The organism is Corallococcus sicarius (assembly GCF_003611735.1).
GTDB classification, from domain to species: domain Bacteria; phylum Myxococcota; class Myxococcia; order Myxococcales; family Myxococcaceae; genus Corallococcus; species Corallococcus sicarius.
On sequence record NZ_RAWG01000050.1, the window covers coordinates 1 to 22,499 of the forward strand.

The window sequence follows — 22,499 nt, forward strand, 5'->3', positions numbered from 1 at the left end:
GCGCTCGCTGTCAACTCGCTTGTTGACTGCCCTATTTTCTTGTCGACGCTACACCTCATCCAGAAGTACCTTCCGCGCCAGTGCGCGGGCTTCCGGGTGAGGGGCGCGGCTTCTACCACCGCGCACTCCAGAGTCAACCCTTTCGGCTCGACTCGCTCGACTCCTTGTTACGTCCGACTTTCGCGCTGGCTGCTCGCTTTCGTCGGGGGCGCGGCTTCTAACTTCCTGCCGCGTCTCCTGTCAACCACCGCTCTGCGACCTCTGATTCCCCACCGCAACCGCTTCAGCTCCGCCTCCCACGAGGCGGCAACCCGCTCCAACCCCTTCAACGCCCGCTGATCAACTGCCCTGCTGCGGTAACCATCTAAGAAGTGAACCGGAGATTGTCAACTTCTCGTCACCGGCTGAACCAGGCCTCGTTCTCGCGGGATTTCTTCCCCGGGGTCCGCTGCCGTGTTCGCTCCAAGTGGCCTCGTAAAACTGCCGTCCTGGATCACTTCTTCCCGCGTCGTTCAAGTGCCACCGGAGTGGCGCCTGCGTGTCGCCGCGAGGTGTGCGGCTTATCCAACAGACGACCGGGCAGCGCAAGAAGTTTGATGCAGGCTGCCGGCGCATCGCGACGTGGTGGAGGGAAAACGCGGAGCCCGCTCCACCGATTCCCGCAGGACCTCAGCTCCCGAGCTTGAGCTTGGACAGGTCCACCCGTCCCCTGCGGCACTGCTCCGCGACCACCACCGAGCGCAGCTCATGATAGGCGCGCTCGAAATCATCGTTCACGACGATGTAGTCGTAGGACGCGATTCCCCGCTCGATCTCCGAGCGAGCGCCCAGCATGCGCCGACGGATGGTTTCGTCGGAGTCCGTCTGCCGATCCCGGAGGCGGCGCTCCAGTTCATCCATGGAGGGCGGCAGCACGAAGATGAGGACCGCGTCAGGGTGCTTGCGCTTGATGGCCTGTCCGCCCTGCACGTCGATGTCGAAGACGGCGGTGCCACGACGGCGCCGCGCTTCGTCCACCACGGACTGGGGGCTTCCGTAGAAGTGGCCGTGCACCTCGGCCCATTCCACGAACTCGCCCTGCTCGATCTTCTCCTGGAAGCTGGCCACCCCAACGAAGTGGTAGTCCACCCCTTCCTGCTCCTTGCCCCGGGGCCGGCGGGTGGTGACGCTCGTGGAGAAGATGCCGTCCGGCATCTCCTTCAGCAGGCGGTGCGCAAGGGTGGTCTTGCCCGCCCCTGAAGGAGCGGAGAGTACGAGCAGCAGGCCAGGCTGGAGTCCAGAGGGTTCGTTCATTCGACGTTCTGCACCTGTTCGCGGATGCGCTCGACTTCAGCCTTCATCGAGACCACACGCGAGGAAATCTCCGCGTGCTGACTCTTGGAGCCTGTCGTGTTCACCTCGCGGTGCATCTCCTGCACGAGGAAATCCATGCGCCGGCCCACGGGCTCGGGGCTCGCCATCAGCAACCGGAACTGGTCGAGGTGGGTCGCCAGCCGGGTCACCTCTTCGGCAATGTCCGTTCGCTCAGCGAACAGGGCGACTTCCTGCGCCAGTCGCTGCGGGTCCACCGCGACGCCGCGCGCGAGTTCCGCCACACGCTCGGTGAGCCGCTGCTGGTAGTCATTCACCGCGCGAGGCGCGAGCCCGGCCACTTCCCGGCTCCACCCTTCGATGAGCTTCATCCGGGTGTCGAGGTCCGTGTGGATGGACTCACCCTCGGTGTTCCGCATCGTCTCCAGCGCGGAGAGGGCCTGCTGGAGCGCGGTCTGGGTGGCCTGGGTGGCGGACTCCACGTCCACCCCCTTCTCCTCCAGGCGGATGACTCCCGGCTGGTTGGCCACCTGGGACCAGGCCACCTCCGCGGACAGACCCAGGGCGGTGGCGACCTCCCGGAAGGCCCGGGCGTACTCGCGGGCGAGGGCCACATCCACCGTGGGAACATTGCCGGAGACGGTGGCGGCCTGGCGGCGCACCAGCACTTCCACCGAGCCTCGCGCGAGCCGGTCCTTCACCAGCTTCACGAGCGCGGGTTCCAGCGCGGACAGCTCGCGCGGCAGCCGGACCTTCACTTCACAGAACTTGTGGTTGAGCGAGCGCGCCTCCACGGAGACTTCCTCGTCTCCCACGCGGGCGCGTCCTGAACCAAATCCGGTCATGCTTTTGAGCATCGGGTCGGGTGCTAGGGGCTTTCCGTCCCGAGGTCAAGCCACCGTCTTGCATCCATTCCAATTCTGGTAGGGTCCGCCACGATGGCGTGGCACAAGCGGCTCGAAACGTGGGCGAAGCTGGCGCTGACGCTCCTGGCCTCAGTCCTCTTCTGGCGCCCTGGACGTCGTCGTCCGCTCGGAGCGCCCCTCCCCTCCCCTCGCAAGGTCCTGCTCGTGCGGCCGGACAACCGTGTGGGCGAAGCCCTGCTCACGACGCCCCTGTTGAGGACCCTCAAGGACCACGTCCACCCGCCTCCAGAGGTGCACGTGCTGGTGCATTCCAAGGTGGCCCGCGTCCTCCAGGGGCATCCCGAGATCGATGCCGTCGTGGCGTTCGACCGGAGATACCTGTGGCTGGGGCCCCTGGCGCCTGGGATCCGTGCGCTCCGGCGTGCCGGCTATGACACCGTGGTGGATTGCGCCAACTGGAGTGCTCCTTCGGTGACGAGTGCGCTGATTGCCCGGATGGCGGGTCCCAAGGCGGTCGTCATCGGGCCGGGCGTCTGGCCCGTGAACCTGCTGCAGTCAGTGTCGGTGCCCGCCCGCCTTGATACCCGGCGCGAAGCCGTGCAGCGAACGCACCTGCTCACGCCCCTGACGAATGGGGCTGTCGCGCAAGGGCTCTCCTTCCGGGAGCCGGTCGTCGGGATTGCGTTCCGCGGATATCTGGAGGCGTTCACAGGGTCGGGTTCGCGGCGCGCGGTCATCAACCCGGGGGGCCGGCTGGGCGAGCGTCGCATCCCGGCCGAGGCCTTCGCGGCCGCTGCGCGGGAGTTGCTCTCGCTGGGCTATGCGCCCGTCGTCACATGGGGCCCGGGTGAAGAGCCCCTGGCGCAGGCAGTGCTCGCGGGTGCACCGGGGGCGGAGCTTGCCCCGGCCACGAGCATCGACGAGCTCGCGGCACTCATGCGGACCGCCGGGCTCACCGTCTGCAACAACACCGGGCCCATGCACCTGTCCGTCGCCGTTGGAGCGCCCACCCTGGCGTTCTTCCTGCGCATGGACATGGAGCGCTGGGGCCATGCGGTCGCGCCCCATCGAATGGTGGACCTGACGCCCCTGGTGGATGGGGCCTCCGGCGTGAGGCTGGAACACCGCGTGGCCGAGGAGGTCCGGTCGTTCGTCGCGGAGCGTGGCTCGCTCACGGGGTGAGCGGGCGCTCTCGTTCGGGCACCATCTGCGGGATGTCCTGCTCCACGGGCCAGGCTCGCAGGCAGTGGGGGCAGTGGACTTCGGGTGGGGGGCCCTCGTGCGCTTCGAGGGGGCCCTTGCAGTAGGGACACCCCAGGATGGCTTGCAGCACGGGGTCCAGGCCCATGGCTACTTCGTGCCTTCGCGCCCGAGCCTGCGTGCCAGCTCCGTGGTGCTGTGGTCCTTCGGGTCTCCCGCCACCGCGGTCCTGCCTCCGTAGGCCCGGACCTCGTCCCCCTCTGGAATGGAGTCCGGCGTGTAGTCCGTCCCCTTCACGTGCACGTCTGGCTTGAGCGCGCGGATGATGGCTCGCACGTTCGCTTCGTCGAAGACGACAACCCGGTCGGTGCACGCCAGCGCCGCCACCAGTTCCGCGCGCTCCGCCTCCGGGATGTGGGGGCGTCCCGGCCCCTTGTAGGCCCTGGTGGAGGCATCCGAGTTCACCGCCACCACCAGGATGTCCGCGAGGGCCTTCGCGCCTTCCAGGTACCGGACGTGGCCGACGTGCAGCAGGTCGAAGACTCCGTTGGCCAGCGCCACCGTGCGGCCCTGCTCGCGCCAACGTTCCCGCTCCTCCGCGATGGCGGCGAGGGGGCGAAGCTTGTCCAGGGTGTTCATCGCTGGCTCCGCAACTCTCCGAGGAGTTCTTCCCTGGAGACCGTCGCCGTGCCGGGCTTCTGCACGACCAGGGCTCCTGCCACGTTCGCCAGCCGCGCCGCTTCCGCGAAGGTCGCTCCGGCCGCGAGCGACAGGGCGAGGCTCGCGATGACCGTGTCGCCGGCGCCCGTCACGTCCACCGCCGACTTCGCTCCGTGCACGGGAATCAGGTCCACTCCGCCCTTCGCATCGAAGAGCGCCATGCCGTGCCTCCCTCGCGTCACCAGCAGGGCCTGGCACTCCAGCTTGCGCACCGCCGCGTGTCCCGCTTCCAGCAGGTCCTCCTTCGTGCGCACCGGACGGCCCGTGAGTGCTTCCAGCTCCGGCTCGTTGGGCTTGCACACCGTGAGGCCTACGAAGGAGGCGAGCGCGTAGCGGCTGTCCACGCAGACAGGCAGTCCGCTCCGGGCGAGCTTCCGCAGCACCTCGCGGACCTCGTCGCTGACCACGCCAGCGCCGTAGTCGGAGACGACCACCGCGTCCGCGTCCTTCGCCGCGGCTTCCACCTGACGGGCAATCGCCTTGCGCATCCGGGGCGGCAGGGCGCCTCGCTGCCCCCGGTCCACCCGGAGCATCTGCTGCCTCGTGGTGCTCACGCCACCCGCGAGGATGCGGGTCTTCGTCTCCGTCTCGATGGTCCGGCTGCTGACCGCGTGCAGCCGGATGCCCGCGGCGTCGAAGAGCTTGCGCAGCGACCTGCCCATCGGGTCCACGCCCAGTGCGCCCACCGCCGTCACCTGGCCGGACAGCGTGCGGACATTGGCCGCCACGTTGGCGCCGCCGCCGAGCTTCACTTCCGAGGACTCGTAACGAACGATGAGCACCGGGGCCTCGCGGCTCACCCGGTCCGTCTGCCCGTAGAGATAGTGGTCGGCGACCAGGTCTCCCACCAGCAACACCCGGCGGCGCGCGAAGGCGAGGGGCAGACGCGAGGATGGAGCTGTCGGACGTGAGGACGAGACCGCGGCCATGGGCGCGCTTTGTCCCACAGCCCTCCGACCCTCACAAGTCGCGCGTCTGTGGCCTCAGCCCTAGGGCCCGCCGCAGATGGGACTCGCCCTCGAGGACCTGCACGCCCAGGCGCACCACCCAGGCCTCGAACCCCGGTGGCAGCCGCACCGCGTCCTTCTCCGTCGTCACCACGAGCGTGCCCTGCTGCCGCGCCCGGGCTTCGACCCCGCGCAGTTCGTCCGCGGTGAAGCGGTGGTGATCCGGGAAGAGGGCGGCATCCCGTACCTCCGCACCCAAGGCCGTGAGCGTTTTCAGGAAGCCTCCGGGCCGGGCCAGCCCCGCGAGCGCGAGCACCGGCCTTCCCGTGAGCGCGTTCGTCGCGTGCTCGGTGCCCGAGGGATCCCACCAGCCCGTGGGCCCGTAGCGCGTCCGGATCCGGGGCGCTGTCACGGCTTCGAGCCAGGGAATGGGGACCGCGGGTTCTTGCGACACGGGGGCCGCTCTCAGCCAGAGGAGCGTGGCCCGGCGCAGGGCCGAGGGTGGTTCCCGCAGGGGCCCCCTTGGGAGCAGGTGGCCGTTGCCCAGGCCTACGGATTCGTCCACGACGACGAGGTCCTCGTCCCGATGGAGACGGCGGTGCTGGAAGCCGTCGTCCAGCAGGACCGTGTCCAGACCGAAGTCGTCCCTTGCCCTGCGTGCCGCCGCGACCCGATCCGCTCCCACGAAGAGGCGGGCCTTGGGACACCTTCGCGCTAGCAACAGGGGCTCGTCTCCGGCCTCCTCCACCGAGGGGGGAGGTTCGGCTCCCGTGAAGGTCAGCGGCTCCCGGGATTCGCGCCCGTAGCCTCTCGTGAGGATGCCGACCTTGCGACCTTCGCGGAGCAGCAGCTCGGCCAGGTGCAGCACCGCGGGCGTCTTGCCCGTGCCCCCCACGTTGACGTTGCCGACCGACACAACCCTCAGTCCTTCGACATGTTCGGCTTGCAGCAGGCCGCTGTCGTAGAGCGCGCCTCTCAGGCGGACTGCTCCGCTGTACGTCCAGGAGAGGAGCACGAGGGGGGACAGGAAGGCGCGACGGGCCCATGGCTCGGGGGCCGGGGGGTAGAAGACGCGCTCCAGGGCCGTGGGGGCGCTGTGTTCCGGGCCCTGCGTGGCGGTCATCGCCGGGCCTCCGCCGCCTGCTGGTAGAGGTCCAGGACGCTGGTGGCGATGAGGGTGTTCGTCGGGTGCTCGGTCGTGGCCCGGGCTCCTGACAAGGCGGCGGCCACCACTGCGTCCACCGTGGGCGCTTCCACCTTCGCATCCGCGAGGTCCGGGAGCGCTCCTTCGTTCACTGCCACCACGCGGACTCCACAGGCCCTCGCTTGCGCCGCGGCCCTTGCGCTCCAGTCGTTCCCGAGGCCGAGGATCCAGACCTCGTCCAGGGCCTGCAGCCAGTTCGCGAAGGCCGGGCCCTGCTGGTAGCCCGCGAACGTCACCTGCCCCGTGAGGCGTCGCTCCGTCACCAGCGTCCGGGTTGCGTCGAGCAGCGCTCCGTCCCCCACCAGTACAAGGCGGGCTTCCGGGCGGTGTCGCGTCAACGTGGCGAAGGCTTCGACTCCGAGCGCGTGACGCCGGCTCTCCTGGAACGTGGAGATCATTCCCACGAGGTACGTGTCCCCGAGGCCCAGGTCTCGACGCAGCGTCTGTCGGTCCTTCGTCGGCTCGAACATCGGATCCACCAGCGCGGGGAGTACCTGGACGGGGCGGTGTCGGCCTTCGAGCCTGGCTCGCAGATGGCTCGCGGGCACCGTGTAGCCGGCGGCCTCGGGCAGGGAGGCTCGCAGGGAACGGGGCGCGTGGATGGAGCGGATCCGCACCGCGCCTTTCGGCGTTCCCCATCTGGCCAGGAGATGGTCGTGGGTGAAGTGGGCGTGCAGCACGTCCACCTTTCGCTGGCGGAGTGCTCGCAGGTCGCTCCACAGCTCCCAGGGCGGCGACTTCACGGACAATGCGAGGCCTCCCTCGTCCAGGAGGCCCAGGGCCTGGAAGCGCGGGACGGCGGGCTCCTCCGCGGCGATGTCCCGGCGCTTGCGGTCCACCGCGACCGTCACCTCGTGGCCCAGGGCTCGCTGTGCCTGAGCCAGCAGCGCGACGTTCTCCGCCGGGCCGCTCCAGAACGGACTCGCCAGCAGGTGCAGGATGCGCATCAGCGCTTCACCAGCGATTGGTAGAGGTCGCTCAGGGCCCTGGCTTCGTGTTCGACCCCGCAGCGGCGACGCGCCTCCTCCGCGGCGTTGCGGCCCACCTGGCGCGCTCTTTCTGGCTCACGGGTCAGTTGCTCCAGCAGCTCCCGCAACCCCTTCACGTCTCCAGGCTCGAAGAAGAAGCCGGTGCGCCCGTGCTCGATGAGCGTGTCCAGGTACGGCAGCTTCGAGGCCACCACGCAGCAGCCCGACGCCATCGCCTCCACGTGCACCAGCGAGTAGCCCTCCGCGTAGGACGGGTGCACCAGGATGCTCAGGCCCTGGTACCAGGGCTCGATGACGGACTGCTCACCCGCGAGTTTCACCCGATCCTCGATGCCCTGGCGCAGCCCGTTCACCCACGCCTGGTCCGGGCCCTTCGCGAGCCCCACGAGCACCGCCTGCCACTCCGGTCGCTCCGGCAACAGCGGCCTCAGGGCTTCGATGAAGTCGCCCTGCCCCTTCTCCTTGCGGATGCGCCCGATGACCCCGATGCCGTAGCGCCCGCCCTGCCCCAGCCGCTCCCAGGCGGCGTCCCGGTCTTCCGGCGGACGGAAGCGCGTGAGGTCGATGCCGTGCGCGATCACCGTGGAGGGCAGCGCGATGACGTCGGAGATCTGCCTCGTGAGCGACACCAGTGCGTCCGCGCCCCGGGCGAGCCAGCGGGTGAAGCGCGTGGGCGCCACCGACGTGTGCCTCGTGAAGACGAGGCGGACGCGGCCTCCCAACACCTTCAGCAACATCCCCGCGAGGAGTTCGTTGTTCCGGTGTGCGTGCCAGACGATGGGCTCCCGGTGGGAGCGGCGGATCAACTCCGCCCAGGTGATGCGCGGCAGGTCCGCCGTCAGGCCCGAGCCGATGACCCGCGTCTCCTCGCCCTTCGCGAGCGCTGGCACCACGGACTCCACGTGCCGGGTCACTCCCGTGTACCGCTTGTGGAAGTGGGGATGGACGATGAGCGTCATGGGCTTTCCTGGCGGCGTGGCAGCGCGGCCATCGCTTCGGCGTTGCGGTCGCTGGCTCCAGAGATCCGGCGCACCGTGGCCCCGGCCCGGGCTCCCAGGGAGCTCAGGCGGTTCGGGTCCTCCAGCAGGCCCTCCAGCGCGGTGTACAGCGCCTCTGCGTCCGCCACCGGGATGCCTCCGTTTCCTTCCAGCACCGCGACACTGTCCCGGAAGTTGTCCATGTGCGGGCCGAACAACACCGGCTTGCCCTGCCCCGCTGGCTCCAGGATGTTCTGGCCGCCCCGCTTCGTGAACGACCCTCCCACGAACACCAGCGTGGCCAGCCGGTAGGCTCGGGACAGCTCTCCCATGGAGTCCATCACCACCACCGACGCCCGCTCCGGGTTCCCCTTCGAGCGCAGCCCCGCGGACAGGCCCCGCTCCTTCGCCAGGGCGAGGACCCGTTCGGCCCGGTTCACGTAGCGCGGCGCGATGACCAGCGCCAGCGAGGGCCAGCGCTCCCGTAGACGCTGATACACCTGCAACAGGATTTCCTCCTCGCCCTCGTGCGTGCTGCCCGCGATCCACACGGGCTGCTCCCGGGTGAGGCCCAGCGCGCTTCGCAGGGCTTCGTCCTCGGGCGCTGGGCCCGCGGCCAGGGCGTCGAACTTGGTGTTGCCGGTGGTGAGGACCCGCTCCGGTGGAGCGCCGAGCGTCCTGGCCCTTTCGGCCTCCTCTTCCTGCCGCATCAGCAGCAGGTCCAGGTCCTCCAGCGGATTCCCGATGAGCCCGAAGAGCGTCCGGTACTTGCCCACGTTCGCCGGGGAGAAACGCCCGTTGGTCATCACCACCCTCGCGCCGGATCGCTTCGCGGCCCGGATGAGGTTGGGCCAGACCTCCGTGTACTCCAGCACCAGCACGTCCGGTCGCAGGGCTCGCACCGCTCGCCTCGTCGCGCCCCACAAGTCATAGGGCGCGTAGACGACCCCGTCGATCTGCTTCGCCAGACGGTCGCGCGCCATCGCGTGGCCGCTGTCCGTCATCGTCGAGAGCACGATGCGGCACCCGGGGAAGCGCTGGCGCAGCGGGCCGAACATGGGCGCCAGGGCCAGCAGGTCTCCCGCGCTGGCTCCGTGCAGCCACAGCAGCGGGCCCGTTCCTTCGGGCAGCGCTCCCGGCGCGTAGAAGCCCAGCCGCTGCATCAGCCCATGACGCGTCTTCCGGTGCACGCAGAGCACCGGGAACAGCAGCGCGAAGAGGACGTAGGTGGCGACGATGTAGAGCAGGCGCATGGGCGACGTCCCGCGCTCTATCAGATGCCCGGCGCTCGCGGCACCACTCGCACCGGGCTGGGGACGAGCCAGGGACGCCACTCGTGGCCGAAGAAGCGTCCCGGCGCATGGGCCCAGACCTCCACCTGCACCGCTCCGGGACCGGTCAGCTCGACGTGCTGACCGTCGGGGCTCAGGCGGCCTTCTCCCCACACCCGGACCTCGAGCGTCCCCGGGACGTGTTCGGGGAGGCGCACCGTGAGCACCGCTCCCACGGGGGCCTCGCGGGTCTTCGCGTCGTACCCTTCCAGGGCGAAGCCGTTCGGTGCTCCGAGGGCCCGGAAGACGCAGAGGGCCTGGGTGCTCGCCAGGGCCTGGGTGACCTGCGCTTCGGCCTCGCGAGCGTCCTGGGAGAGCGGCCCTGGCAGAAGCTCCGGCGGAAACTCCAGGTCGAGCGCGCTGAAGACGGCTTCGTACGCGGGCAGGCCGTGCGCATCGTGCGCGCAGAGGGCGAGCCTTGGACGCGCTCTTGCCAGCTCCAGGAAGCGCGCCGTGGGTTCAGGCTCCGGGGCCACGAGCAACATCACGCCGTGCACCGGATTGACCATCGATGCTCCCAGCGCGGGCAGGAGGCGGCTCAGCGGATTGCGCAGGGCCTGCCGGAAGAAGGTGTCCGCCGAGTACAGCTCGAAGCCGGGCACCTGCCGTGCAGTGGCTTCGTCCCTCCAGGGGTTCTTCGCCTGGACCGGATGGGCGAGGACCGCCGTGCCTCCAGCGGCCTCGACCGCCGCGACGGCCTGTTCGGGCGGGCCCCAGGGCTTCACTCCCTGCAACGGCCGCTTCATTCCGAAGGCAGCCAGGTGACCCGCGCTCGTCGAGAGCTCCACCCCGGGGATGAGCAACACGCCGTCCGCCCACGTCGCGCTGGGAGGCTTGAGGTCGTTGTGGTCGGTGAGCACCACGAAGTCCAGGCCCGCGGCCTTCGCCGCCGCCGCGACCTGCGCTGGCGTCCCCTGCCCATCCGAACGCGTGGTGTGCACGTGGTACGCGCCGCGGATCCATGGCTTCGCTTTCGGCGCGAGGGGGACGACCGGGTAGTCCGCGAAGCCCGCCGCGAAGGCGAAGAAGCCCGCGATGCCCAGGAGGAGCAGCAGCACTCCGAGCACGGCGCGGACGCCCAGGGAGAGGAACCGTCGCGCTGACTTCACTCGCGGCCCCACCCATGGACCGCTGTCATGCGGCCTCGGGCGCCTGGGCGCGGCAATGGAGCGCGTGATGCCTTCATGCCGCTCCCCGCTCCACGGAGCCCGTCGTCTGCAGGCGCCACATGGAGGCGTAGCGACCTTCCTTCTGGAGCAGCTCCGCGTGGCTGCCGCTCTCCACGATGCGGCCTGCTTCCACCACGTGGATGACGTCCGCGCTCGTCACCGTCGTCAGGCGGTGGGCAATCACCAGCGCCGTGCGGCCCGGGAGGACCTTCGCCAACGCGGCCTGCACCTCGCGCTCGTTCTCCGGATCCAGGCTGCTGGTGGCCTCGTCCAGCACCAGCACCGGCGCCTTCGACAGCACCGCTCGGGCGATGCACAGGCGCTGGCGCTGGCCTCCGCTCAGCGTGACGCCGCGCTCACCGATGCGTGTGTCGTAGCCTTGCGGCAGCGCCTGGATGAAGCCGTCCGCGTTCGCGACCCTTGCCGCGGCCTCGACCTCTTCCTTCGTCGCGCTCGGCCTCGCGTGGCGCAGGTTCTCCAGCACCGTGCCCTGAAAGAGCAGCGGCTCCTGCGTCACCAGGGCGAACTGGGCGCGGACACTCGCCGCCGTGTACGTGTCCGCGTCCACTCCATCCAGGAGGATGCGGCCTTCCTGCGGACGCTCGAAGCGCAGCAGCAGCGACGTCACCGTGCTCTTGCCGCCTCCGCTGCCACCCACCAGCGCCGCCACCTGACCCACCTTCAGGTCCAGCGTCAGCCCTTCGAGCGCTCGCCGCTCTCCGTAGGAGAACCGCACGCCCTCCATCCGCAGCGACTCCCGCATCGATGGCGCGGGGATGGCTCCGGGCGCGTCCTCCACCGGGTGCTTCAGGTCGAGCAGCGCGAAGAGCCGCTCGCCCGCCGCTCCCGCCTGCACCGCGAACTGCGTCACCCGGCCCAGGTCCTTCACCGGCTGGTACACGAGGATCACCGCCGTCAGCAGCGACAGGAGCGCCTCCGGCTCCATCGCTCGCGTCGCCGCCGCGTACCCCAGCGCTCCCGCCAGCGCCGCCGCCGCCAGCACCTCCATCAGCCCCGGCACCCCACCTCGCGCCCAGGCCGCACCCACCACGGCCTTCTCATGCGCCGTGGCGTAGGACTCGAAGCGCGCGAGCTCCGCCTGCTGCCCGTTGAAGGCCTGGATGGTGCGCAGCCCTCCCAGCCCTTCGTGCAGCTGACCCGCGAGCTGCCCCAGTTGGGCCTGCCCCTCCCGCGTGCCCTTCAACACCTTGCGCGTGAGCTTCGAGGCGGGCAGCGCCGCCAGCGGAATCACCGCCAGCATCAGGCCACCCAGCAGCGGGCTCATCGACAGCGCCACGCCCCCCAGCACGATGATCTGGATCGTGTCGCGCAGGTAGGAGCCCACCGTGTACATGGCGGCCTGCTCCACCGCCATCACGTCCGAGGAGAAGCGGCTGAGCAGGTCTCCCGTCCGATGCCGGGACATCTGCGAAGGTGACAGCGCCGTGAGGCGCAGGAACAGGTCGCGCCGCAGGTCCTTCACCACGCGCTGCGCGAAGAGGCCCATGAAGTAGAACTGGCCCAGGTACCCCACGCCCTTCACCGCGCCCACGCCCAGCACCAGCACCGGGAAGCCCCAGAGCGCCGCTTCGCGCGGCAGGTCCGCCAGCCACGGCACCCGGTGCGCGCTCGCGAAGCCCTCCTCGCCACCCGACAGGAGGAAGCGCAGGGCCGGGCCCAACAGGTACGCGTACGCGCCCGTCGCGAGCCCCAGCAGCGCCATGCACACGAAGGCCAGGACGAGGATCCCCGCATGCGGCTTCGCGTAGCGCAGCAGTCGCCAGAGCGTGTGATGCATGGCTACTTCACCACCTTCTGCAGGGCCGCCCTCGCGAGCACCGAGTACGGGTTCAGCTCCAGCACCTTCATCAGCTTCTTGCGCGCGAGCGGCGCGTCGTCCAGGTCGATTTCGATGATGGCCGCGATGATCTGCGCGCGCTCCAGGTACGGGTCCAACGTCAGCGCCTGCTTGAGCACCTTGCGCGCCGCCAACGCCCGCTGCATCAGCGATCCGGGCGAGCCCCGGTACTTCGCCCAGGCGAGGTACGAGTAGTACTCGGGCTCGTGCTCGTTGAGCGACACCGCCTCCTCGAAGCCCTGGATGGCCGTGCGGTAGTCGCCCCGCTTCAGCGCGGACTCACCGCGACGCAAGGCAATCTCCGCGTCCACGTTGATGGCGGTCGCCCGGCCCACCACCTCCTGCCGGCTGAAGAAGTACTGGAGGTAGGCCCGACGCTTCTCGTCCACGCTCAGCACGCGGTACGAGGCGGACAGCTTCTCCTGCACCTGATCCAACAGGTCGCGCAGGTCCGAGATGTCGAACTCCGCGTAGGTGTCCGGATGAAAGCGCATCGCCGTCTCGTGGTACGCGCGCTCCACCGCTTCCTTGTCCGCCGCGATGTGCAGACCCAGCCCGCCGAAGTAGCTGCGCGTGATGATCCGCACCGCTTCCTCGCGCAGCGCCGCCGCGGTCTCCGGGGGCAGCGGCTTGCGCTTGCGCGGCGCGATGACGTCCGGCGCCGCCGATGCGCTCAACACGTCCGTCCCCGACGCCAGCGGCACCGGCGAGAACGTCACCCCGCCCGTCAACCGCAGGAACCACAAGAGCGTGTACGCCGCCCGCAGCTCCGCGCGCCCGTGCGCCAGCAAGTCCCGCAGGACGATGCGGCCATTCACCTGCATGGCCAGCTTGATGTCCTCCGTGTCCAGCGCCATCGCCTGGAGGTCCCGGCCGAAGTCCGCCGAGCGCACGGGGTATTCATTCAGGTGCGCGCGCAGCCCCGCCGCCACGACCCTCAACGGCATCCGCCGCCGGGCCGCCTCCAGGAGCGGCGCCAGGGCCGGCTGCTCCACCGAGGCCACCTCCGAGGAGAACTCGTCGCCCGCGTAGAAGGCGTAGCGGCCCTCCCGCATGGCCAGCACGCGGCCCAGCCGGTCCCTCGTGAAGTCGCGCAGCAGGGTCAAGAGCTCCTCCCCCACCGCCTCCACGCCCACGTCCGCCAGCGCCGCGCCGATGCGCATCCCGGAGGCGAGCGCCTCCACCACCGGCTGCTCCTGGGCCTCCGTGAGGACCTGACGCTCGCGCAGGAAGCGCGGGAAGGCGTCCTGCTTCGCGGAGGCGTCGAAGTTCACCGGCCCACCGCGCAGGAAGTACACGCGCCTCGACAGTCCCCGCCAGGCCACCACCAGCACGCCGTCGCGGCGCAGCCGGTAGAGCGAGTGCAGGAGCGCCGGCAGCGGGAAGCCCTTCAGTTCGCCCGTCGCCACCGCGGGGCGCGACATCGTGGCGGCCACGCCCGTCAGCACGACGGCCTGCGCGGCCTTCACCAGCGCCTCCAGCCGCGGCACCAGCTCCCCCGGCTTGAGCGGATCCGGGATGTACGCGTTGACCTTCAGGTCCAACACCGAGCCCACGCCGCGCGCCCGGCCCAGGTGCCCCTTGTCGATGGCCACGATGGGCACCCGCCCGCCCTGGCTGTGCGAGCGGAGGAGGTGCACGACGTGCTGCCCCTCCACGTGCGGCAGGTCCACCCCCAGCACCACCACGTCCGGGTTGTCCGCCGAGAAGTGCTCCAACGCCATCACGGCGTCATTCACCGCCCGCACGGTGTACCCGGCCTGGGAGAGCAGGCCCGTCAGGTGCTCGAGTGTCGGGGGGTGGCTCTCAGCGAGCAGAAGCGTCTTCAAGGGGGCCGCAGTCTACAGCCTCCCTCCCCTCGCGCATCAGGTACGATGCGGGCCTCGTGCCGCCCATGACGCCGCCGCCCTCCCCCCGCATCCTCGTCGTGGCAGGCGAGGCCTCCGGCGACACCCACGCCGCCGAACTCGTCGCCGCCCTCCAGGCCCTGCGCCCCGACCTCACCTTCTTCGGCATGGGGGGGACCCGCCTGGCCGCACGGGGAGTGGAGCTGCTCTTCGACGCCCGCGAGGTGTCCGTCATGGGCATCACCGAGGTGCTGCCCCGCATCCCGCGCATCCTGCGGATCATGAAGGGCCTGGCTGACGCCGCCGCCGAGCGAAAGCCGGACTGCGCCATCCTGGTGGACATCCCGGACTTCAACCTGCGGCTCGCGAAGAAGCTCAAGGCGCAGGGCATCCCGGTGGCCTACTACGTCTCCCCGATGATCTGGGCCTGGCGCCGGGGGCGCGTGCGCACCATCCAGCGGCTGGTGGACCGGATGCTCTGCATCCTGCCCTTCGAGGAGGACTTCTACCGCGAGGCCGGTGTCCCCGCCCGCTACGTGGGCAGCCCCGTGCTGGAGCAGATGCCCGCCGCGGCCAGCGCCCGGGAGTTCCGCCAGCGCCTGGGCCTGTCGCTGGACGCTCCCACGCTCGCCCTGTTGCCCGGCAGCCGGATGGGCGAGATCCGCCGCATCCTGCCCACCCTCGTCGGGGCGGCGAAGCAGTTGTCCCAGGAGCGCCCGGGCCTCCAGGTCGTGGTGCCGGTGGCGCCCACCATCGACCGGCAGGAGATCACCTCCCGCTTCGAGGGCAGCGGCGTGACGCCGGTGTTGGTGGACGGCCGCGCCCCGGAGGTGGTGGGGGCGAGCGACGCCGCGGTGGTGGCGTCCGGGACGGCGGTGCTGGAGGCGGGGCTGATGGAGCGGCCCCTGGTCGTCGTCTACCGCGTGTCGCTGGTGACGTACTGGGTGGGCCGGATGATGCTGAAGGTGGCCTTCGTGTCGCTCATCAACCTGCTGGCCGGCCGGCGCGTGGTGCCGGAGCTGCTCCAGGGCGACATGACCCCGGAGAAGATCGCCACCGAGGTCCGCAACGTCTGGCTGCCGGGCGCGCCCCGGGACGCGATGATCGCAGGGCTGGCCGAGGTGCGCGGGCGGCTGGGCGCGGTGGGGGCGGCCCACCGGGCGGCGGAGACGGTGTTGGAGCTGTTGCCCCCGCGTCCTGTGTCCTGAGAGTCAGGGAAGCGGGTAACGGACGGCGGCGCGCCGCTTTGGGTGTTCCTGCGCCGGGTTTGGGGTATGTCCGCCCGGCCATGAACCGTGCGCTGGTCTGCATCCCCACCTACAACGAGCGGGAAAACATCGGGCCCATCACCCAGGCGGTGCTGGCGGCCGATCCCCGCGTGGACATCCTCGTCGTCGACGACAACTCGCCCGACGGGACGGGGCAGCTCGCCGACGAACTGGCCGCGAAGGACCCGCGCGTGCGCGTGCTCCATCGCGAGAAGAAGGAGGGGCTGGGCCGTGCGTACCTGGCCGCCTTCCGCTGGGCGCTCGCCGAGGGCTACACGTACATCCTGGAGATGGACGCGGACTTCAGCCACGACCCGCGCTACCTGCCCACCTTCCTGGACACCGCCGAGCGCGGCGCGGACCTGGTGCTGGGCTCGCGCTACGTGCCGGGCGGCGGCACCGTGAACTGGGGCGTGGGCCGGAAGATCATCAGCCGGGGCGGTTCGCTGTACGCGCGCAGCATCCTGGGCGTGGACGTGCGCGACCTCACCGGCGGCTTCAAGTGCTTCCACCGCCGCGTGCTGGAGACCCTCAACCTGGACGAGGTGCGCAGCACCGGGTACGCGTTCCAGATTGAGCTGACCTACCGCACGCTGCGCAAGGGCTTCACCGTGCGCGAGGTGCCCATCGTCTTCGAGGACCGCCGCGTCGGGCACTCGAAGATGAACAAGAAGATCTTCATCGAGGCCCTGGGCATGGTCTGGAAGCTGCGTTTCACCGTCTAGCGCGCCCCCGGGAACCGCATGACGCTGCCCAGCATGGTGTCCACGTTCCTCGTGTCGCTGTCCGCCATCTTCTTCGTGGTGGACCCGATTGGCGTCGTGCCGCTGTTCCTGGCGATGACCGCGGGGGACTCGAAGGAGAAGATCCGCAGCACCGCGCTGCGCGCCTGTCTGGTGGCGTGCGGCATGATGCTGTTCTTCGCCCTCTTCGGCCGCATCATCTTCCAGGTGTTCGCGGTGTCGCTGGGCGCCTTCCGCGTCGCGGGTGGCATCCTGCTGCTCATCACCTCCCTGGACATGCTGCGCGCCCGTCCTTCCTCCACGCGCACCAGTCCCACCGAGGAGGAGGAGGGCGCGGTGAAGGAGGACGTGGCCATCGTCCCGCTGGCCATCCCGCTGCTGGCGGGGCCGGGCGCCATCGCCACCGCCATGGTGCTGATGGCGCGCAGTGGAACGTCCGCCCTCTCCGCGCTGCCGGTGGTGGCCGCCGTGGTGCTCACCTTCGGGGCGAGCTACTTCATCCTCAACGCGTCCAGCCTGGTGCAGCGGGTGCTGCGTCAGTCCGGCGTCGCCATCCTGGAGCGCGTGTCCGGCCTCATCCTCGCCGCCATCGCCGTGCAGTTCATCGCCGACGGGGCGAAGGAACTGCTCAAATAGAGTCGTCCGCGCCCGCGACCCACACCGTGCCGTCCTTGCGCACGGTGCCCTGGGGCTGGCCGTCCATGGTGAGGTGTTCCGGGCTGGAGCGCTGCGCGTCGTACGCGTAGCCGCCCTGGACCTCCTGCAGGTACACCACCACCGCGTCCACCACGTTCTCCTGCACGATCTTGAACGAGGCGTCCGCGCACTCCGTGTCCTCGCTGAAGAAGCGCTCCAGCGTGGACTCCTCCGGATGGCGCACGTAGACGACGACAGGGGCCTTCGCCTCCTTGCCCTCGGCGACGAACTGCTGGATGGCCTGCGACGGCGCGGGCTGCTGCATCAGCGCCTGGATGAGCGTGCACTTCTCGCTCTCCACCGCCATGCGCTTCGCGTACGGCACGGTGCGCACACAGCCGGCGGCGCCGAGCAGGCCCAGGCCCGCGACCACGAGCACGAACCGGATGCGAGGAAACTCCACCATGTGACACCTCACGGCTTTCGCCACCGGGGGGTGAAGGGCGCGTTCGTCAACGACGGGTCCTCCACCGCGATGATGTACTCGGCGCGGCGGTTGGCCGCCTCCGCCGTCTCATCCGGCGTGGACACCGCCGGGGACTGCTCTCCAAACCCTTCGTAGAACACCGGCACCTTGAGGCCGCGCTGGCGGAACCAGGCGGCGATGCTCTTCGCGCGCTTGAGCGACAGCTCGCGGTTGTCCTCCGTCTTCCCCACCGTGTCGGTGTGGCCGAGCACGTACAGGCGCAACGACGCCCAGCGGCCGTATTTGTTCAACGCCTCCGTGACGCCCTTGTAGCTGGCGTCCAGCTTGCCCTTCTCCGACGGCGGGATGTCCGAGCGGCCGGAGGGGAAGCTCACCTCCTCGTGCGGCACGTCCACCTGCCACGGGAAGAGGTCCACGCCCGTGTAGTAGTCCGAGGTGTCGAAGGCGCGCAGGCTGATGCGCATCACCTTGCCCTCCGCCGGCAGCCACTTCACCTCCAGCGGCGTGCCCGCGGGCGCGCCCTTGAAGTCCACGTCACCCGCGAAGGCCTTCTTGCCGGTGTCCATCAACACGGTGACTTCCGTCTTCGCGGCCGGCCGGGAGAGCGTGAAGCGCACCCTGCGCGCGGCCACGTCCACGTCCTCGCGGCGCACCTCCAGCTTCAGCGGGCCGTACAGCTCCGTGTCGAAGGAGAGCGGCATGCTGCCGGGCTCCGTCCCTTGCGGGAACTGGACGGTCAGCTCGCCCTCGTAGTGGAACTTCCCCTCCGGCTGCTCCAGGGCGAGGCGCCGGGTGATGCCCGGCTTGCCGCCCCCCTTGAGCTCCACCGTCTTGCCGTCACTGCGCTTGAGCTTCACCTCGAAGCCGGCAATGGGCTCCTCGATGTGGACGAGCAGCGTGGGCACGCCCTCTCCCAGGGCCGCGCGGCCCTCCAGGGACACCCGGATGGCCTCCGCGAACGCCGGCAGCGGGAGGCTCAACAGGGCCACGAGAGGTAGGAGTCGAACGGACATATGCGGCGTCAGCCTCGGCGTCGCGGGGGAGGTGGAGAGGCAACCTCGGCCCGGGGGAACGGATTCCCCAACCCTACCGCACGCCCACGAGCGTGATGCCGCGCGCGGTGGCGCCCGCGAAGAGGGCAGGTGCGTCCAACAGCACCGTGCGCCCTACCTCCAGCGCCAGCACCCGGGCACCCACCTCCGCCATGACCTCCAGCGTGCGGGGGCCCACGGCGGGCAAATCAAAGCGCAGGTCCTGCTCCGGCTTGCAGCGCTTCACCACCACCGCGCCCGGGCCGCCCAGCTTCGCGCCCCGGCGGATGGTCTCGTCGGTGCCCTCCACGGCCTCCAGCGCGAGCACGTGGCCGTCGCGCACCACCACCGTCTGGCCCACGTCCGCCTGGCCCAGCAGCACCGCCACCTCGCGGCCCAGGGCGACGTCCTTCTCCTGCGCGGGCTTCAGTGCGGGGCCGGCCAGGTGGCCCTCCGGGCACAGCACCTCTCCCAGGAAGTCCGTGGGCGCGATGATGGTGATGCCGCGCGCCTCGAAGTCCGCGGCCACCGCGCGCAGGAGTGCATCGTCCCGGAAGCTGCGCAGGCGCGAGATGATGCGCACCGCGCCCAGGTCCGGCCGCGCCTCCGACAGCGCCTTCACGCGGCCGATGCCGCCCGCCATGGCCGCCCGGCTGACGCCTGCCTGCCGGAAGACCTTCTGGATGCGGTCCACCTGCCCCACGCGCACCCAGGCGAAGTGGCCCACCTCCGCTTCGAGCGCCGGATCCGTCTCCCCCCGGTGCGCGGCGACGACGACGTCCAGGCCGCGCGCACGGGCGGCCCGCGCGAAGAGGAAGGGAAGCTGGCCGTTGCCCGCGATGAGCCCGATGCGCTCCACCCGTTCCCCTTTCGTCCCGTGAAGAGGGCGCGCGCGCCTAGCGCGTCACGCCGCGCTTGCTCGTCTCCACGAAGCGCACCAGGTGGTCCACTTCCGGGTGGCTGGACAGCTCCCCGCGCAGCTGCGCGAGGGCGTCCTGGAGGCTCAGCTTGGAGCGGAAGAGGATGCGGTAGGCCTCCTTCACGCGGCCAATCTGCTCCTCGGTGAAGCCTCCGCGCTCCAGGCCCACGGTGTTGAGGCCCACGAGCGTGGCCCGGTCCCCCTGCACGGTGCAGTACGGAGGCACGTCCATGGTGACCATGGAGCCGCCGGAGATGAACGCGTAGCGACCCAGCCGGGTGAACTGGTGCACCGCGACGAGGCCGGAGATCTTCACCGCGTCCTCCACCACCACGTGGCCCGCGAGCGCGGCCCCGTTGGCGAGGAGCACCTCGTTGCCCACCTCGCAGTCGTGCGCGATGTGGCTGTTGGCGAGCAGCAGGTTGCGGTGGCCCAGGCGCGTGGCCCCTCCGCCGCTGACGGTGCCCAGGTTCACCGTGACGAACTCACGGATCTGGTTGTCGTCACCGATGATGAGCTCCGTGTCCTCGCCCGCGTACTTCAAATCCTGGGGCGCGGCGCCCACCGAGCAGAACTGGAAGAGGTGGTTGCGCTCCCCCAGCGTCGTGCGGCCCTCGATGACGACGTGCGGCCCGATGCGCGAACCCGCGCCGATGACAACGTGGGGCCCGATGACCGAGAACGGCCCCACCTCCACGGTGTCGTGGAGGCGGGCCCCCGGGTAGACGACCGCGGTGGGATGAACCTGCGCCATGTCCTTCTCTCCTCAGCAGCGCGTCGTGCCTACGACGCCGCGCTCTCGTCGCCCTTGGCGGCCTTGTTCTTGTCCACCACCGTGGCGAGGAACTCCCCTTCCGCCACCTTCACACCGTCCACCGTCGCCAGGCCCTTCGTCTTCCAGATGGCGCCCTTGTGGCGGATGACCTCGATGTCCAACTGGAGCCGGTCCCCGGGCACCACCGGCTTGCGGAAGCGCGCGTTGTCCACGCCCATCAGGTACGTCACCAGCCGCGACGGATCCATGTTCTCCGTCTTGTACGCGAGGATGGCGGTGGCCTGGGCGAGCGCTTCGAGAATCAACACGCCCGGCATCACCGGATGGCCCGGGAAGTGACCGTTGAAGAAGGGCTCGTTGATGGTGACGTTCTTGTAAGCCGTGAGCTTCTGGCCCGGCACGATCTCCACCACCCGGTCCACCAGGAGGAACGGATAGCGGTGCGGCAGCAGGCTCTGGATCTCGCTGATGTCCATCATCCGCCCTTCTCCTTCTCGAGCATCTCCACCCTGCGGCGCAGGGCGCGCACTTCCTTGAGCAGGTCCGCCAGCTGTCCCGACGCGGCACTGGCGCGCAGCCAGTCGCGGTGGGGGATGGCGGGACTGCCGCTGACGACCTGCCCGTCCGGGACGTCATGGGCCACGCCCGACTGCGCGCCCACCTTGGCCAGGTCTCCTACGCGGATGTGGCCCACCACGCCGACCTGCCCCGCGAGCACCACGCCGGTGCCCACCTCCGCCGAACCCGACACGCCCGCCTGCGCGCAGATGAGCGACAGCGGACCCACGCGCACGTTGTGGGCGATCTGCACGAGATTGTCGAGCTTCGTTCCCCGCCCGACGACGGTTTCGCCCACCGTCGCGCGATCGATGCAGGTGCAGGCGCCCACTTCCACGTCGTCTTCAATGCGGACGATGCCCACCTGGGGAATCTTGAAGTGCTCCGGCCCCGACTCCCCTTCGGCGTCGAAGGCGAAGCCGAACCCGTCCGCGCCCACCACCGACGAGGCGTGGAGGATGACGCGCGAGCCCACCACGCACCTCTCGCGCACGGTGGCGTGGGGGTAGAGCACGCAGTCGTCGCCGACGCGCGCGTCCTCGCCCACGTAGGCGCCGGGGTGCAGCACCGTGCGGGCCCCCACGTGCGCGCCCTTCTCCACCACCGCCCCGGCGCGCACGGACGCCTCCGGGTGCACCGTGGCCTCCGGGTGGACGTGGGCGGAAGCGTGGATGCCGGGCTCCGGCCGGGTGGCCGGGTGGAACAGGGAGAGGAGCTTCGCGTAGGCCAGATGCGGGTTGTGCACCCGGACCAGCGCCAGCCCATTCCGAGCCTGGGCCTGCGCGTCCATCCCCACCAGCACCGCCGAGGCGCGGGTGGCCTCGAACTGCTTGCGGTAGCGGGGGTTGCCGTAGAACGACACCTCCCCGGGAGCTGCTTCCTCCAGCCCGTTCAGGCCGTGGACGAGCAGTCCGGGGTCGCCGAGGAGTTCACCCCGGACGTGGGCGGCGATGTCCCCCAGCCGGTGCGCGGAAGGTGCGGAGGGCACGGGGGCGTCCTTGTCCGGTGTCCGGGTCGACTACTTCTTGACCGGGGCGTCCTTGGCCACCGGCGCGGGCTTCTTGCCGCTGTTGTAGCTGCGGACGACCTCGTTGGAGATGTCGTACTGGCCCAGCGCGAAGACGATGCCGGAGTCGCGCTTGTCCAGCACGAAGCCCAGGCCGTCCCGCTCCGCGATGGTCGCGATGACCTGGTCGATGCGGTTGATGATGGGCTCCATCTCCTGGCGCTCCTTGTTGGCGGCCTCGGCGCGGCTGCGCTCGTACTTCTGCGCCAGCTCCATCACCTTCTTCTGGAGTTCGGTGGCCTTCTGGGTGCGCGTGGCCTCGCTCATGGCGCTGGCCTGCTTGTCCAGGAGCTCCTTCTCCTTGCGGAGCGTCTCCTGCTCCCCGTCGATCTCCTTCTGGCGGGCTTCCAGCCACTTCTGCAGGCGCTGCTTCGCGGCCTTTCCGTCGTCCACCTCCAGCAGCACGCGCTGCAGGTCGACGTAGGCCACCTTGAGTTCGGCGGCCGAAGCGGCAACCGGGAGGGCAAGCGACAGGATCGCGGCGGTGGCCGCCAGGGTGCTTCGAAGCGACATGGGTTACGGCTCCTCGAAAAGGGTGCTGCAGGCTCCGACGTCCACCCCCCCGGCCTGTTCACTCCCACCTCTTGAGGAGGTGGG

The 22,499-nt window shown here is 70.2% G+C and carries 23 protein-coding genes; 4 read left to right on the forward strand and 19 right to left on the reverse strand.

Features of this window, described 5'->3' with window-relative positions; genetic code table 11:
• Nucleotides 1–669: 669 nt before the first annotated feature.
• A complete protein-coding gene (gene gmk, locus D7X12_RS10595) occupies nt 670–1,293 on the reverse strand; it encodes a guanylate kinase (protein WP_120625149.1) in 624 nt (207 codons plus the stop codon).
• On the reverse strand, nt 1,290–2,168 hold the full coding sequence (locus D7X12_RS10600) for a YicC/YloC family endoribonuclease (protein ID WP_120625150.1): 879 nt from the start codon (nt 2,166–2,168) through the stop codon (nt 1,290–1,292). Before D7X12_RS10600 ends, gmk begins: the two co-directional genes overlap by 4 nt.
• Before the next feature lie 81 nt (nt 2,169–2,249).
• On the opposite strand from D7X12_RS10600, the gene D7X12_RS10605 reads away from it, so the two are divergent.
• Nucleotides 2,250–3,359: a glycosyltransferase family 9 protein gene (locus D7X12_RS10605; RefSeq protein ID WP_120625151.1), complete on the forward strand. Its 1,110-nt coding sequence runs from the start codon at nt 2,250–2,252 to the stop codon at nt 3,357–3,359.
• Here the strand turns inward: D7X12_RS10605 and D7X12_RS43440 are convergent.
• The 10 genes from D7X12_RS43440 to D7X12_RS10650 form a co-directional block, all read right to left on the reverse strand.
• A complete protein-coding gene (locus D7X12_RS43440; RefSeq protein ID WP_167508992.1) occupies nt 3,349–3,525 on the reverse strand; it encodes a Trm112 family protein in 177 nt (58 codons plus the stop codon). The two genes, D7X12_RS10605 and D7X12_RS43440, sit on opposite strands and share 11 nt — an antisense overlap.
• Nucleotides 3,526–3,527: 2 nt before the next feature.
• Nucleotides 3,528–4,016, reverse strand: a complete 489-nt coding sequence (locus tag D7X12_RS10610) for an adenylyltransferase/cytidyltransferase family protein (RefSeq protein ID WP_120625152.1) — start codon at nt 4,014–4,016, stop codon at nt 3,528–3,530.
• The gene (locus D7X12_RS10615) at nt 4,013–5,026 is read right to left on the reverse strand and encodes a bifunctional heptose 7-phosphate kinase/heptose 1-phosphate adenyltransferase (protein WP_120625153.1); all 1,014 of its coding nucleotides are present in this window, start codon (nt 5,024–5,026) and stop codon (nt 4,013–4,015) included. The genes D7X12_RS10610 and D7X12_RS10615 overlap by 4 nt, the downstream gene beginning before the upstream one ends.
• Nucleotides 5,027–5,057: 31 nt before the next feature.
• On the reverse strand, nt 5,058–6,167 hold the full coding sequence (gene lpxK / locus D7X12_RS10620; protein ID WP_120625154.1) for a tetraacyldisaccharide 4'-kinase: 1,110 nt from the start codon (nt 6,165–6,167) through the stop codon (nt 5,058–5,060).
• The gene (locus tag D7X12_RS10625) at nt 6,164–7,195 is read right to left on the reverse strand and encodes a glycosyltransferase (RefSeq protein WP_120625155.1); all 1,032 of its coding nucleotides are present in this window, start codon (nt 7,193–7,195) and stop codon (nt 6,164–6,166) included. The genes lpxK and D7X12_RS10625 overlap by 4 nt, the downstream gene beginning before the upstream one ends.
• Complete coding sequence (locus D7X12_RS10630; RefSeq protein ID WP_120625156.1) at nt 7,195–8,196, reverse strand: glycosyltransferase family 4 protein; 1,002 nt, start codon at nt 8,194–8,196, stop codon at nt 7,195–7,197. Before D7X12_RS10630 ends, D7X12_RS10625 begins: the two co-directional genes overlap by 1 nt.
• Nucleotides 8,193–9,467, reverse strand: coding sequence for a 3-deoxy-D-manno-octulosonic acid transferase (locus D7X12_RS10635; RefSeq protein WP_120625157.1), 1,275 nt, complete (start codon nt 9,465–9,467; stop codon nt 8,193–8,195). The genes D7X12_RS10630 and D7X12_RS10635 overlap by 4 nt, the downstream gene beginning before the upstream one ends.
• 20 nt (nt 9,468–9,487) lie before the next feature.
• Complete coding sequence (locus D7X12_RS10640) at nt 9,488–10,654, reverse strand: PHP domain-containing protein (RefSeq protein ID WP_120625158.1); 1,167 nt, start codon at nt 10,652–10,654, stop codon at nt 9,488–9,490.
• Between the two features lie 73 nt (nt 10,655–10,727).
• Nucleotides 10,728–12,512 carry an ABC transporter ATP-binding protein gene (locus tag D7X12_RS10645; protein ID WP_120625159.1) on the reverse strand — a complete coding sequence of 595 codons (1,785 nt, stop codon included), beginning with the start codon at nt 12,510–12,512 and terminating at the stop codon, nt 10,728–10,730.
• 2 nt (nt 12,513–12,514) lie between these two features.
• Complete coding sequence (locus D7X12_RS10650; protein ID WP_120625160.1) at nt 12,515–14,401, reverse strand: DUF4388 domain-containing protein; 1,887 nt, start codon at nt 14,399–14,401, stop codon at nt 12,515–12,517.
• A 65-nt stretch (nt 14,402–14,466) separates the two neighbouring features.
• Here D7X12_RS10650 and lpxB point away from each other — a divergent pair, with 65 nt between their 5' ends.
• The 3 genes from lpxB (at nt 14,467) to D7X12_RS10665 (ending at nt 17,066) form a co-directional block, all read left to right on the forward strand.
• Complete coding sequence (gene lpxB / locus D7X12_RS10655; RefSeq protein ID WP_120625161.1) at nt 14,467–15,627, forward strand: lipid-A-disaccharide synthase; 1,161 nt, start codon at nt 14,467–14,469, stop codon at nt 15,625–15,627.
• Between the two features lie 80 nt (nt 15,628–15,707).
• Nucleotides 15,708–16,412, forward strand: coding sequence for a polyprenol monophosphomannose synthase (locus D7X12_RS10660; protein WP_120625162.1), 705 nt, complete (start codon nt 15,708–15,710; stop codon nt 16,410–16,412).
• An 18-nt stretch (nt 16,413–16,430) separates the two neighbouring features.
• Nucleotides 16,431–17,066, forward strand: a complete 636-nt coding sequence (locus D7X12_RS10665) for a MarC family protein (RefSeq protein ID WP_120625163.1) — start codon at nt 16,431–16,433, stop codon at nt 17,064–17,066.
• Here D7X12_RS10665 and D7X12_RS10670 read toward each other — a convergent pair.
• From D7X12_RS10670 to D7X12_RS10700, 7 genes are all read right to left on the reverse strand, one after another.
• Complete coding sequence (locus tag D7X12_RS10670) at nt 17,059–17,532, reverse strand: hypothetical protein (protein ID WP_120625164.1); 474 nt, start codon at nt 17,530–17,532, stop codon at nt 17,059–17,061. The genes D7X12_RS10665 and D7X12_RS10670 overlap by 8 nt on opposite strands.
• A gap of 8 nt (nt 17,533–17,540) precedes the next feature.
• Nucleotides 17,541–18,566, reverse strand: a complete 1,026-nt coding sequence (locus D7X12_RS10675) for an OmpA family protein (RefSeq protein ID WP_120625165.1) — start codon at nt 18,564–18,566, stop codon at nt 17,541–17,543.
• A 73-nt stretch (nt 18,567–18,639) separates the two neighbouring features.
• On the reverse strand, nt 18,640–19,443 hold the full coding sequence (locus D7X12_RS10680) for an LpxI family protein (protein WP_120625166.1): 804 nt from the start codon (nt 19,441–19,443) through the stop codon (nt 18,640–18,642).
• A gap of 37 nt (nt 19,444–19,480) precedes the next feature.
• Nucleotides 19,481–20,257 carry an acyl-ACP--UDP-N-acetylglucosamine O-acyltransferase gene (gene lpxA / locus D7X12_RS10685; RefSeq protein WP_120625167.1) on the reverse strand — a complete coding sequence of 259 codons (777 nt, stop codon included), beginning with the start codon at nt 20,255–20,257 and terminating at the stop codon, nt 19,481–19,483.
• A gap of 29 nt (nt 20,258–20,286) precedes the next feature.
• On the reverse strand, nt 20,287–20,754 hold the full coding sequence (gene fabZ / locus D7X12_RS10690) for a 3-hydroxyacyl-ACP dehydratase FabZ (RefSeq protein ID WP_120613170.1): 468 nt from the start codon (nt 20,752–20,754) through the stop codon (nt 20,287–20,289).
• Nucleotides 20,754–21,824, reverse strand: coding sequence for a UDP-3-O-(3-hydroxymyristoyl)glucosamine N-acyltransferase (gene lpxD / locus D7X12_RS10695; RefSeq protein WP_120625168.1), 1,071 nt, complete (start codon nt 21,822–21,824; stop codon nt 20,754–20,756). Before lpxD ends, fabZ begins: the two co-directional genes overlap by 1 nt.
• 30 nt (nt 21,825–21,854) lie before the next feature.
• Nucleotides 21,855–22,415: an OmpH/Skp family outer membrane protein gene (locus tag D7X12_RS10700; RefSeq protein WP_120625169.1), complete on the reverse strand. Its 561-nt coding sequence runs from the start codon at nt 22,413–22,415 to the stop codon at nt 21,855–21,857.
• Nucleotides 22,416–22,499 lie beyond the last annotated feature (84 nt).